Origin of the sequence: Citrobacter sp. CK191, from assembly GCF_030333435.1 — a bacterium.
Lineage (GTDB): Bacteria > Pseudomonadota > Gammaproteobacteria > Enterobacterales > Enterobacteriaceae > Citrobacter_B > Citrobacter_B koseri.
Genome location: NZ_JAOWFX010000034.1, coordinates 427,104 through 439,425 on the forward strand (window position 1 = coordinate 427,104; position 12,322 = coordinate 439,425).

The 12,322-nt window shown below is 53.0% G+C and carries 10 protein-coding genes; 4 read left to right on the forward strand and 6 right to left on the reverse strand.

Features of this window, described 5'->3' with window-relative positions; genetic code table 11:
• Nucleotides 1-14: 14 nt before the first annotated feature.
• Nucleotides 15-1,601 (reverse strand): YjjI family glycine radical enzyme, encoded by a 1,587-nt coding sequence (locus tag OGV82_RS21760; protein WP_024130734.1) that lies wholly within the window; start codon nucleotides 1,599-1,601, stop codon nucleotides 15-17.
• Between the two features lie 262 nt (nucleotides 1,602-1,863).
• On the opposite strand from OGV82_RS21760, the gene deoC reads away from it, so the two are divergent.
• From deoC to deoD, 4 genes are all read left to right on the forward strand, one after another.
• A complete protein-coding gene (gene deoC / locus OGV82_RS21765; RefSeq protein WP_024130733.1) occupies nucleotides 1,864-2,643 on the forward strand; it encodes a deoxyribose-phosphate aldolase in 780 nt (259 codons plus the stop codon).
• A 135-nt stretch (nucleotides 2,644-2,778) separates the two neighbouring features.
• Complete coding sequence (deoA, locus tag OGV82_RS21770; protein ID WP_047459067.1) at nucleotides 2,779-4,101, forward strand: thymidine phosphorylase; 1,323 nt, start codon at nucleotides 2,779-2,781, stop codon at nucleotides 4,099-4,101.
• Between the two features lie 52 nt (nucleotides 4,102-4,153).
• Nucleotides 4,154-5,377, forward strand: coding sequence for a phosphopentomutase (gene deoB, locus OGV82_RS21775; RefSeq protein WP_024130731.1), 1,224 nt, complete (start codon nucleotides 4,154-4,156; stop codon nucleotides 5,375-5,377).
• A 99-nt stretch (nucleotides 5,378-5,476) separates the two neighbouring features.
• On the forward strand, nucleotides 5,477-6,196 hold the full coding sequence (gene deoD / locus OGV82_RS21780) for a purine-nucleoside phosphorylase (protein WP_012134191.1): 720 nt from the start codon (nucleotides 5,477-5,479) through the stop codon (nucleotides 6,194-6,196).
• A gap of 193 nt (nucleotides 6,197-6,389) precedes the next feature.
• Here deoD and OGV82_RS21785 read toward each other — a convergent pair whose 3' ends face one another.
• The 5 genes from OGV82_RS21785 to lplA form a co-directional block, all read right to left on the reverse strand.
• Entirely contained in the window at nucleotides 6,390-6,956 is a 567-nt protein-coding gene (locus tag OGV82_RS21785; protein ID WP_047459063.1) for a DUF1120 domain-containing protein, read from the reverse strand.
• Nucleotides 6,953-9,373 (reverse strand): fimbrial biogenesis outer membrane usher protein, encoded by a 2,421-nt coding sequence (locus OGV82_RS21790; protein WP_101744254.1) that lies wholly within the window; start codon nucleotides 9,371-9,373, stop codon nucleotides 6,953-6,955. Before OGV82_RS21790 ends, OGV82_RS21785 begins: the two co-directional genes overlap by 4 nt.
• Nucleotides 9,374-9,404: 31 nt before the next feature.
• A complete protein-coding gene (locus OGV82_RS21795) occupies nucleotides 9,405-10,115 on the reverse strand; it encodes a fimbria/pilus chaperone family protein (RefSeq protein WP_047459060.1) in 711 nt (236 codons plus the stop codon).
• 82 nt (nucleotides 10,116-10,197) lie between these two features.
• Complete coding sequence (locus tag OGV82_RS21800) at nucleotides 10,198-10,896, reverse strand: DUF1120 domain-containing protein (RefSeq protein ID WP_047459057.1); 699 nt, start codon at nucleotides 10,894-10,896, stop codon at nucleotides 10,198-10,200.
• 398 nt (nucleotides 10,897-11,294) lie between these two features.
• Nucleotides 11,295-12,311 (reverse strand): lipoate--protein ligase, encoded by a 1,017-nt coding sequence (gene lplA / locus OGV82_RS21805; RefSeq protein ID WP_047459054.1) that lies wholly within the window; start codon nucleotides 12,309-12,311, stop codon nucleotides 11,295-11,297.
• Nucleotides 12,312-12,322: the final 11 nt, after the last annotated feature.

Below are 12,322 nucleotides of genomic sequence, written 5' to 3' on the forward strand. Positions count from 1 at the left end.
TACGCTCCTGGGGGTCATTCGCTTGCTGCCTCGATGCCTCTCGAATGATTTTGCGTTAGGAAGCGCATCTGCTGTTCATGACTTATTACGCGTGCTTGTCGTTCCAGAATGCGCGTATTGCGCGCGGCTTCTTCCCCCAGCCAGGTGGTGTTTGTTCGCGATCCTTCGGCGCGATATTTTTCCAGATCCGACAGGCGCACCATATACCCGGTAACGCGCACCAGATCGTTGCCGCTGACGTTGGCGGTAAATTCCCGCATGCCGGCCTTGAACGCGCCCAGACAAAGCTGCACCAGCGCCTGAGGATTCCGCTTGATGGTTTCGTCCAGCGTCAGGATGTCGCTGATCCCGGCATGGTAGTGCGCATGATGGGGGGCGACGGTTTGCAGGTGGGTAATGGGATCGGGTTCATCGCCGTACGGTAAACGCGCGCCCGGCGTCGTACCGATATCGGAGCTGATGCCTGACTGGGCATGCAGCATCGCCCGCTGTTTCCAGCCATGCTTAACGGGCGTGTTTGCGACGAAATCGGCCAACTGCGCGCTGATGCGATAGCCCAGCGCATTGGCCGCGTCGTCTTTCCCGTAGCGCGCGTTCATCCCCGCGTTTTCACACAGCAGGTTTACCGCTTCGGCCAGGCCATACATCCCAAACATCGGTACAAAACGTCCGGGATCAAGCAACCCTTCCTGCACCAGGAAGCTATTCTCAAAGAAATGTGATTGTTCATAGAGGAAGTCACATCGGGCATCAATGATGGCGATTTGCTGCTGGCAGTAGTGCGGTAGCGTGCGCGTAAAGAAGTCATCGACAGAGGTGCTGCGCTCTGCAACGGCTTTCAGATTGATCCTGACCAGCGTGCTGCCGCCGCCCGCAAGCGGCAGAGAGTTGTAACAACTGACGACGCCATATTGACCTTTTGTGAAAATTTTATCATTTACCGGGCCATTAGAAATATGCGGTTTGCTGCATTCACAAATGTTTTTAGCAACATCAAGCAGTAAATCATCCGGCGTGATATCGGGATCGTAGATAAACGTCAGGTTAGGTGAAACCTGCTTTAACTCAGCATCGGCACGTAAAATAGCGCGGGTGACAGGCGTGTCGGCCGGGCCAATATTGGCATGCATAAAGGCGTCCGGCAGCGTTCTGTCGAGATAGCGCCAGAAACGTTTTATTCGAATATCGATCTCGTCTTGTGTTAGAATTTTAACATACGGCTGCAACAGCGCATCCAGTTGCCCCAGATAGACCGGCATCGATGTTACGGAAGGAACGTGATGGTAGAGGATGGTCAGCAAAGATAGTGCGTCATCCAGATCTTTTGCGCCTTCCAGCTCCAGCCACTGTGAGCCATTAGCCAGAAAACGGGCGTAATCGGGCAAAACATAACGAGGTTTGAACGGGGCATGACCTTCGAACATATCGCAGATAACCCCGTCGTCCAGCGCCTGGCGAGCCTCTGCGGGCAAGGCCGGATAAGGCAAAGCGTTCTCAGCTTCCAGCGCCAGAAAATGACGTTTTTGTTCGGGGCTGAGCACCGGACTGGTCACAATTTGCTGGCAACGATGTTGCAGCGCGGTTTCGCATGAAGTGGGCATCTTCGTTTCCTTTTTGTGCCGAAGGTTAAGCGCCATTGTAGGAAGTTGCGTGATGATGGCTTTTGATCAGGATGCGCCTGTTGCCCACTCGCGAGGCCGGGAAAGGTCATTTATTTGAAGTAGATCTCGTTACAGTAATGCAAATTTGTACGTAGTTTTCATTAACTGTGATGTATATCGAAGTGTAATGGCGAGCGGATGTTAGAATACTAACAAACTCGCAAGGTGAAATTTTATACCGGCGATGAGCCAGGAGAATGTAATGACTGATTTAACCGCAAGCAGCCTGCGTGCGCTGAAACTGATGGACCTGACCACCCTGAATGACGACGACACCAATGAAAAAGTGATCGCGCTGTGTCATCAGGCGAAAACCCCGGTTGGGAATACTGCCGCTATCTGTATCTACCCGCGTTTTATTCCGATTGCGCGTAAAACTCTGAAAGAGCAGGGCACGCCGGATATCCGCATTGCGACCGTCACCAACTTCCCGCACGGTAATGACGACATTGACATCGCGCTGGCAGAAACCCGCGCAGCCATCGCGTACGGCGCGGACGAAGTTGACGTGGTATTCCCGTACCGCGCGCTGATTGCCGGTAACGAGCAGGTGGGCTTCGATCTGGTGAAAGCCTGTAAAGACGCCTGTGCGGCGGCAAACGTGCTGCTGAAAGTGATCATTGAAACCGGTGAGCTGAAAGAAGAAGCGTTAATCCGTAAAGCGTCTGAAATTTCCATCAAAGCCGGTGCGGATTTTATCAAAACCTCTACCGGTAAGGTTCCGGTTAACGCAACGCCGGAAAGCGCACGCATCATGATGGAAGTGATCCGCGATATGGGTGTTTCCAAAACCGTTGGTTTCAAACCGGCTGGCGGCGTGCGTACCGCTGAAGATGCACAGCAGTTCCTGGCCATTGCTGACGAACTGTTTGGCGCTGACTGGGCGGATTCCCGTCACTACCGTTTCGGCGCATCCAGCCTGCTGGCAAGCCTGCTGAAAGCGCTGGGTCACGGGGACGGCAAGAGCGCAAGCAGCTACTAAGCCTTATATTGCCGGAGTTGTAGTGACGTAGGCCGGATAAGGCGCAGCCGCCATCCGGCATCAATACGACTGCCGGGTGGCGCGTTGCTTACCCGGCCTACAATGGCCTTCTACTCTTTTCCCCTGGGGGTTACCGTGTTTCTCGCACAAGAAATTATTCGTAAAAAACGTGATGGTCATCCGTTAAGCGACGAAGAGATCCGCTTCTTTATCAATGGTATTCGTGATAACACCATCTCTGAGGGGCAGATTGCCGCTCTGGCGATGACCATTTTCTTCCACGATATGTCGATGCCTGAGCGTGTGTCGCTGACCATGGCGATGCGAGATTCAGGAACCGTTCTGGACTGGAAGAGTCTCAACCTTAACGGCCCCATCGTTGACAAACACTCCACCGGCGGCGTGGGTGATGTGACTTCGCTGATGCTTGGCCCTATGGTGGCGGCCTGCGGCGGCTACATTCCGATGATCTCCGGGCGCGGCCTCGGTCATACCGGCGGTACGCTCGACAAACTGGAAGCAATCCCGGGATTTGATATTTTCCCGGACGACAACCGTTTCCGCGAAATCATTAAAGACGTGGGTGTGGCGATTATTGGGCAGACCAGTTCGCTCGCACCGGCGGATAAACGTTTTTACGCCACCCGCGACATTACCGCGACGGTGGACTCCATCCCGTTGATCACCGCTTCAATCCTCGCGAAAAAACTGGCGGAAGGGCTGGATGCGCTGGTGATGGACGTGAAAGTAGGCAGCGGCGCCTTTATGCCAACCTATGAACTTTCTGCGGCGCTGGCTGAAGCCATCGTTGGCGTTTCCAACGGTGCAGGCGTGCGCACAACTGCGCTGCTCACCGACATGAACCAGGTGCTGGCCTCCAGCGCCGGTAACGCCGTCGAAGTGCGCGAAGCGGTGCAGTTCCTGACAGGTGAATACCGCAACCCGCGTCTGTTCGACGTCACGATGGCGCTGTGCGTGGAGATGCTGATCTCCGGCAAGCTGGCGAAAGATGACGCTGATGCGCGAGTGAAACTACAGGCGGTGCTGGATAACGGCAAAGCGGCGGAAATCTTTGGTCGCATGGTAGCGGCACAGAAAGGGCCGAGCGATTTCGTGGAAAACTACGCGAAATACCTGCCGACGGCGATGCTCAGCAAAGCTGTCTATGCCGATACTGAAGGTTTTGTATCCGCGATGGACACTCGCGCGTTGGGCATGGCGGTGGTCTCAATGGGCGGCGGTCGTCGCCAGGCGTCGGACACCATTGATTACAGCGTCGGCTTTACCGACATGGCGCGTCTGGGCGACAGCGTTGACGGGCAGCGTCCGTTGGCTGTTATCCACGCCAAAGACGAAGCCAGCTGGCAGGAAGCGGCGAAAGCCGTCAAAGCGGCAATCAGCCTTGACGACAAAGCGCCTGAAATTACATCGACAGTCTATCGTCGTATTACCGAATAGCTGTATACTGATCTGATCGCTTTTTTGCAGCGCAAGATGTATGGAGAACAAGATGAAACGTGCATTTATTATGGTGCTGGACTCCTTTGGTATTGGTGCAACTGAAGATGCGGATCGCTTTGGCGACGTAGGTTCAGATACCCTGGGCCATATTGCAGAAGCCTGCGCCAGGGGCGAGGCCGACAATGGCCGTAAAGGCCCACTGAATTTGCCTAACCTGACCCGCCTGGGTCTGGTGAAAGCGCATGAAGGTTCTACCGGTAAAATTGCTGCGGGTATGGACGGCAATGCGGAAGTGATTGGCGCGTACGCGTGGGCGCACGAGCTCTCTTCCGGTAAAGATACCCCGTCTGGCCACTGGGAAATCGCGGGTGTTCCGGTTCTGTTTGACTGGGGCTACTTCAGCGACCACGAAAACAGCTTCCCGCAGGAACTGCTGGATAAGCTGGTAAAACGTGCCAACCTGCCGGGTTATCTCGGTAACTGTCACTCTTCCGGTACGGTCATTCTGGATCAATTGGGCGAAGAGCATATGAAAACCGGTAAACCGATTTTCTATACCTCCGCTGACTCCGTATTCCAGATCGCCTGCCATGAAGAGACCTTTGGGCTGGATAAACTGTACGAGCTGTGCGAAATCGCCCGTGAAGAGCTGACCGAAGGCGGCTACAACATTGGCCGCGTTATCGCGCGTCCGTTTATCGGCGATAAGGCCGGTAACTTCCAGCGTACCGGCAACCGTCACGATCTGGCCGTTGAACCGCCAGCGCCGACCATCTTGCAGAAACTGGTCGACGAGAAAAAAGGGCATGTGGTTTCCGTCGGTAAGATTGCGGATATCTACGCCAACTGCGGCATCACCAAAAAAGTGAAAGCCACCGGCCTGGACGCGCTGTTCGACGCCACCCTTAAAGAGATGAAAGAAGCGGGCGACGAGACGATCGTCTTTACCAACTTTGTTGATTTCGACTCATCCTGGGGGCATCGCCGCGACGTAGCGGGCTATGCTGCGGGTCTGGAGCTGTTTGACCGTCGTCTGCCGGAACTGATGGAACTGGTCGGTGAAGATGACATTCTGATCCTGACCGCCGACCACGGTTGCGACCCGACCTGGACCGGTACGGACCATACTCGCGAGCACATTCCGGTGCTGATTTATGGCCCGAAAGTGAAAGCGGGCTCGCTCGGTCACCGTGAAACCTTCGCGGATATCGGTCAGACGCTGGCAACGTACTTCGGTACGTCGCCGATGGACTACGGCAAAAACATGCTGTGATGCAATTGCCCGGTGGCGCAAGCTTACCGGGCCTACGGTTTTGTAGGCCTGATAAGGCGTAGCCGCCATCAGGCAATAACAACGAGATAAGGATAAAAGATGGCAACTCCACATATTAACGCAGAAATGGGTGATTTCGCTGACGTCGTTTTGATGCCGGGCGACCCGCTGCGTGCGAAGCACATTGCTGAAACTTTCCTTGAAGACGTGCGTGAAGTGAACAACGTTCGCGGCATGTTAGGTTTCACCGGGACGTACAAAGGCCGTAAGATCTCAGTCATGGGTCACGGTATGGGTATCCCGTCCTGCTCCATCTATACCAAAGAGCTGATCACCGATTTCGGCGTGAAGAAAATCATTCGTGTCGGTTCCTGCGGTGCGGTACGCAACGATGTGAAACTGCGCGATGTGGTGATTGGTATGGGTGCCTGCACCGATTCCAAAGTTAACCGTATCCGCTTCAAGGATCATGATTTTGCGGCGATCGCTGACTTTGACATGGTGCGCAACGCGGTAGACGCGGCGAAAGCGCTGGGAGTTGACGCACGCGTGGGCAACCTGTTCTCCGCCGATCTGTTCTATTCTCCTGACGGCGAAATGTTCGACGTGATGGAAAAATACGGCATCCTGGGCGTGGAAATGGAAGCGGCGGGTATCTACGGCGTAGCGGCTGAGTTTGGTGCGAAAGCGCTGACCATCTGCACCGTGTCTGACCATATCCGTACTCACGAGCAGACCACTGCCGCTGAACGTCAGACGACCTTCAACGACATGATCAAAATCGCGCTGGAATCTGTTCTGCTGGGCGATAAAGCGTAAAAAAGAAGGGGGCAGTTTGCCCCTTACGCCTGATGGCGCTTCGCTTATCAGGCCTACAAAATATTTTACGTGATTTGTAGGTCGGGTAAGGCCTGACCGCCACCCGACATAAATGCTGCACAATCCTTTGTCAGCACTCTGAAGGGGCAGTTTGCCCCTTTTCCCTGCCTGTTTATTTACCGCCCTTTGGCGATTAATGCGTTAGCAACTCCCAGCTTAAATTACTCTCCATCTCAGTATTGTCGCTGACGTTACGGAACTGCTTTTCGTTCAGCACTGGCGTTAGCGTTAACGTAAAGTTCAACTGCTGCCCGCGCGCGGCTTCATTGTTCTCGATAGCGATAATGGCTTCGTTATTGTGCAGCAGCTGTGTATCGGCATGGCCGTCTGCGGGAATGAACTCATTGCGATCGGTTGTTTTCCCGATCATATAGCTGCGACCATCCAGTATCATTTGGCTGGCTTTCAACGCCAGCCCCCCGCCGTTACCGAAAAGAAATCGCCCTTGTGGGCCTGCGGCGCCATGTACAAATAGCGCCATCACCTGTGGTTGCGGGCAATAGATGCTGACATTGATATCGCGCGAGGGCATTTTAAACCAGTTTTGCTGTGAGCCGACGTTGTCATTTCGCTGCATCGGGGGAAAGGCCACGGTAGCGCGAGAGAGCGATACCTGGCAGTTCTCGTCTGCCCATGCCATGCGTGATCCCAGCGCTGCTAACGTACATAATGCAATGATCCACTTTCCGTATGACTTCATTGGCAAATACCCTCCGCCGTTTCGTAAAACGCCTCTTTATTCTGCACATTGCTTAATGTGTAAGTGATTTTGCAGATACGGTTCATATTGTCATCAACGCTATAGAGCGTTGGCGTTTCGTCAATATTGCTAATAAAGACGCGGCCGCTGTCCACTGCGCTGACCAGGTAGTTTCCTTTTTCATCAACAACAGACGTGCCTTTAGGAAGCCAGGAGCCATCCTGCTGTTTTATCTTCAGCATGACGCGACGGGTGTTTAGCACGTTAAAATCCAGGTCGCTGACGGTGGCATGAGCGGGCACCAGTAGCTTTGTTCCATTAGCCAGATCCATATTTTTGGGCAGCGTATTTGCATTCACCTCAATACGTGACTTACGCCACTCCGTCAGTCCAGGCACCACGGCCTGCCCCCAGAAATCTGTCCAGACCGGGCCTTGCGGCGTTGCGATTTCGATGCCGCTTTCCGGTTCGCTCAGGTGGGCAATACCAAAGGTATCTTTAATGGTATAGGGGGAGAAGGTTACCCCCTGGCGATGCAGGGCAATGCCGCCCGACAGCATTGCGCTGTAGGTACGCTGATCGTCATTGTTGGTTGTTGCGCCAACGCTCATCTGCGTGTAGTGCAGGTTGCTGTTGATGTTGCCGTTGAGGGTGTTGAGATCGTTTCCGATATCGCGATCCGCCGAAACGGAATAGCTGGTATTGTCGCTGAGAGGGCCACTGCTGCGTAAGCCATATGTCGTTCGGTCGCCCTGATTACGCATATATGCGTTAATCGACTGCGACTGGAAAGGAATGTTGAGGTTGATGTAAAACACATCATCGTCATAGTTGTCATCGTTGATGTCGTCATTATCGTTATCGTTGCTAACAGAGTGCTGCCAGTTCACGTTTATTGACGCGTATTTAAATGTTTTTCCCCATGAAAGACTCACGTAACTGGAGTCTTCATAATCATCCGTGGCCTGATTATAGCTATAGGCTAACGAGAAGCTTCCTGCTGTTCTGCCGCTCCAGTTCACATTGGCGCTATAGCTGCTTTGATAGCTTGCGCTGTCGTCGTCCATCGCCTCGGACAACTCACGATAGTCGTCAGAATAACGTGCGGTGCTGACCCCAACAGAGACATGGCCGGGAAGCGTCAGCTGGTTTTGAATTTCCGCCTTTATACCGCTGCGCGTATCACCGAAGGATTCGCGGCTGCCCAGCAGACTGGCAAATACTTGCCATTTCTCGTTTGAACTCCACTCCAGCATTGCACCGCTTGCCTGATAATCCTCGGCAAGAACCCCTACCGCCAGTAAACTTGTTTGTGGGGTAAGGCGCCAGCCGTCTGAAATGTTATATACCCAGGGGGCGCTGTAATCGCTGTCGACGTTGCGCACCTGGCCTACTGACATCATAAGCCCTTGTGGTCGCGGAAGGCCGTTCAGGTTGATTGAGGAGGCAGGTACGATGAAACTGGTTGTGACGTTGTCGGTTTCGACGATGCTGACCTGAAGATCGGCGTTATTTAACAGGATGGGGACATTGTCCAGCCTGAATGCCCCCGCGTTTACCAGCGTGGAATAAACAAGCTGCCCCGCCTGGCGGACTTCTACTCGCGCCTGGTTCGTGCGGGCAATCCCCGTCACGGTGACGCCTGAATTATCAGAGGTCATGCTGGACTCGGGGAGTAACTGAATGCCGCTGAGGGATGTTCCAGAAAACAGCGCCGATCTGGAGCTGATCTGCCCAACCTGGACACGCATCTGTTGCGCTTCAAAAACGTGTTCGCCATAAGTGAATAAATTTTTAGCGCTGCGATCGCCGTCAGAGTCCAGCAGAAAATAGCGGCTGCGCAATGCCCAGTTGGCCAGATTGGCGCCCGCTTCGAGATCGCCCTGCGTGTAGTTATGGCTGTCGCCACCGTTGTATTCATTTCGCGTGGAAAACAGGCTGTAGTTGAGCAGCCCGGCGCTGCCGCCGTGGCTATAGTTTTTCTCCCGGGACGCGCTATTTTCCAGTGCGTCGGGCGGGACAGTTAACTCCAGCATCTCCTTACCGGGAAGGGACTTTATGACGGCGGAGGGATAATCTTTTTGCAGGTCATGACAGTGTTCTTGCAGGGAAATCCCCAGAGGACGTAGCCCGATCGCTGTCAGAAAATCGTCATCTACGCAGAGTTGCCCTTGTTCGTCAAATTTGGCGCCCAGCGAACCTTTTTCTGACCCGTTTACGTTGATTAGAACGCTATGTACACCGGGCAAAAAACGCGGCTCTTCTGCGAAGTAATTTGCGATATTTTTACTGATGCCCCGCGTATTGAGTATATCGGTACTGAACGTTACCTCACGGGCTAACGCCGTTGAGGTTAATAACGTACATGAATATAACGCGATCTGAATATGGCGAGACAGCAGGTTGATTCCTTTCATATACACTTACTTTGTCCCCGTTTTTTATTGATTATGGTGTTAACGGCGCAGTGAAATTGGGTATGTCGATGCCGTAGCGGCTGGCTGGGAAGAAGCGTACAGATTGATCGGAAATGATGGATTTCTTGACGGTTACATCCAGAACTTCTCCGGGTAAAATATAGGTTTTTGCAATTTCCCCGGCCGTTTGCGAAGGTAAAAAAATCACCTGTTGCGCCAGGCGCACCACATAGGCGGAAGGGTTGCTGACTTTAATATGCTGCCCGGAGCCGGACCATTTCAGCAGCTTCCACGCATCGGTGACGACCGGTAAATTTTTGGGGCGAATTAATACCGGCAGATCCTGACGCAGATTGAAGTTAACTTTCATTGCGCCTTTAGACACGCCTGATGGCGGGATGCCTTCAAAGGTGACGCGTTTATAGTGCTCTTTGGTTAGCGGGGCGCTACTTTCCATAATAAAGCGGACCTGCTGTTCCTGACCGGGTTCCACGCGTACGACGGGCTGGGTGACGTTGACGGTGATGCCACTGTCATCTTTTACATCTTCTATTGTGGTGTACAGCAACATCGGAACCGTATCGCTGTTTTTGACATTTATCGTTCCGCCATTATGGCTTTCTTCAATAACCAGTAGCGTGGAGGCGGGAACCATTCCTGCCGCATAAGCCTGAGATAAAGGTAAACAGAGAAGCGTGGCGGCAAATATATACGCTTTAACGGTACAAGATTTGTCAGACATTATTGTAATTCCTTCTATTGGAAAAACTCCCCACCCATCCATGTAGGGAGTTGTTGTACAGATATGATTAATAACGATGTGATTAGATATATCTCAGGGTAATGGTGGCGGAACCTGAAATATCGGTATCATCGCTAATGGCCAGTTTGGTGGTATTATCTACAGCCAGAGAAACCTTAAGCGGATAAGTTGCATTGCTATAGGCTGTTGGTTCCAGCGTGCCTTTGGCGCCGACGGTGATGATATCCTGCGTCCCTTCCTGGTTCCGAAAAGAAGTTGCCGTTGTCGCCTTAGCCCACGAACCCATACTTGCGGCGGCGCCTATAATATAGTCAACGTCAAAGGTGTCTTCGCCATTGACGGCTTGCGCGTTTGCTGCCTTGGCAGAATCGATGGATACGGCATAGGCGCCAATGTTGACATTGCCTGCTGTTTTACCTACGCCGAATGAGACTCCTTTACCTTTAATGATGCCGGTTATCCAGATCTCTGCGTTGCTATCCGCTTTGTTATCGGTCAGCGTCCAGCCTACTTTTGTGGCGCTGGGGCACTCGATGACCAGATCGGTGTCTTTCGTGGCGATATCGTTGACGGCCGTTGAGCTAAGGTCGCTGATCAGATGCGAGCCGAAATCAAGTGCGTTGCCGCCGTTGACAGTCGCGGTACAGCCACCGACCAGCAGTTTCCCCGTTACGCGCAGTTCAGTAGTGGAGCCATCGGCCGCCCATGCGTTAGACATGGTCAGTGCCGCGATTGCGGTGGCAAGAAGTGCTTTTTTCATTTGTTGATCCTTAACTTGAATTGTGTGATGGTACGAAAAGGCATGTTACTTGCCTTCTGAATACGTTTTATATCAACCAGATAGCTATGGAATATGGTTGGGATAGAGTTATATTTCAGAAATAATATATTATCTGGACACAGCAGACAGTGGTTTTAGTTTTATTTAAAATTGATTTCTGGTGATCTTTGTTATTTTTTGTTTTAGAGTTGCTGCTATTTTGTATGCGGTTGGAATGTGGCGAGAGTGTATGTTTATATATTCACGCGGTGAATATTATTGATAAATAATATGCCAGCCTGAGCGTTAATCGGCAGGCTTTTAATGTATTGCTGATGGTTATTGAGAAAATAACGTGCCGCCCTTGTTAAGGGGAAACGGGCACGTCCTGGAGAGGGTTAACGCACCGCCCGCGCAATCCACGCCGACAATTCCCGTAGCTCTTTTTCCTGCTCTGGAAAATCGACTAACAGCGCATCACACTCCTGTTGCAGCATATCCGCACGGTACAGACACCCCTGTAAACGGCCTGCCAGCGCTTCCAGCGGCGCAGGGTTAAGGCTGTCGGTAAAAACCTGAGTGCGCGTGATGTGCCCTTTTTCAACGTCGAAGTGCAGTTCAACGCCGCCCCAGATAAAGCGTTCGTCCAGAAGATGCGTAAAGGCTGGCGCCTGGCCGAAGTTCCATTCCCAACTGCTCTGGCGAGCGAATGTTTCGGCAAAATTGGGCAGATCCGGCGTTTTATCTGGAGAGATTATTTCGGCTTCCACGCGTTCGCCGTAGTGGCTGAAGAACGCCTCGGTAATGGCGTCGCAGATGTGTTCATGGGTAATGCCAGGCAGCAGTTCGACCAGATTGGCGACGCGCCCGCGTACGGAAGCGATCCCTTTGGCCTGTAATTTTTTCTTATCAGGATTGAGGTAGTTCGCCAGACGGCTGAGATCGGCATTCAACAGCAATGTGCCGTGGTGGAAGCCGCGATCTTTGGTTTCCCGATAGGCGGAGCCGGAAACCTTGCGGTCGCCTTCCGGCGTTTTCACCACCAGATCGTTACGACCGGAAGCCTCTGCGCTAACGCCCAGCGCGTTCAGCGCATTGAGCACTATCGCGGTGGAGATCGTTTTGTCGTACTCCGGCTTCCCGGCCATAAATGTAAAACAGGTATTGCCGAGATCGTGGAACACCGCGCCGCCGCCGCTGCTGCGACGCGCCAGCCGGACATTGTCTTCTTCCATGCGCCGGGTGTTGCACTCTTTCCACGGGTTTTGCGCCCGCCCGATGACGACCGTATCAGCGTTGCGCCACAGGAACAAAACGCGCTGTGTCGCGGGCATCTGGCGAAAAATACATTCTTCAACCGCCAGGTTGAACCAGGGATCGTAAGAGTCAGAGATAAGCAGACGTAATGTCGTCATGGCAGCATTCC

Bases quoted from the DNA above. Each gene is read 5' to 3' on its own strand.
- OGV82_RS21760 (WP_024130734.1), bottom strand. From the start codon at position 1,601: ATGCCCACTTCATGCGAAACCGCGCTGCAACATCGTTGCCAGCAAATT.
- deoC (WP_024130733.1), top strand. From the start codon at position 1,864: ATGACTGATTTAACCGCAAGCAGCCTGCGTGCGCTGAAACTGATGGAC.
- deoB (WP_024130731.1), top strand. From the start codon at position 4,154: ATGAAACGTGCATTTATTATGGTGCTGGACTCCTTTGGTATTGGTGCA.
- deoD (WP_012134191.1), top strand. From the start codon at position 5,477: ATGGCAACTCCACATATTAACGCAGAAATGGGTGATTTCGCTGACGTC.
- OGV82_RS21785 (WP_047459063.1), bottom strand. From the start codon at position 6,956: ATGAAGTCATACGGAAAGTGGATCATTGCATTATGTACGTTAGCAGCG.
- OGV82_RS21790 (WP_101744254.1), bottom strand. From the start codon at position 9,373: ATGAAAGGAATCAACCTGCTGTCTCGCCATATTCAGATCGCGTTATAT.
- OGV82_RS21795 (WP_047459060.1), bottom strand. From the start codon at position 10,115: ATGTCTGACAAATCTTGTACCGTTAAAGCGTATATATTTGCCGCCACG.
- OGV82_RS21800 (WP_047459057.1), bottom strand. From the start codon at position 10,896: ATGAAAAAAGCACTTCTTGCCACCGCAATCGCGGCACTGACCATGTCT.
- lplA (WP_047459054.1), bottom strand. From the start codon at position 12,311: ATGACGACATTACGTCTGCTTATCTCTGACTCTTACGATCCCTGGTTC.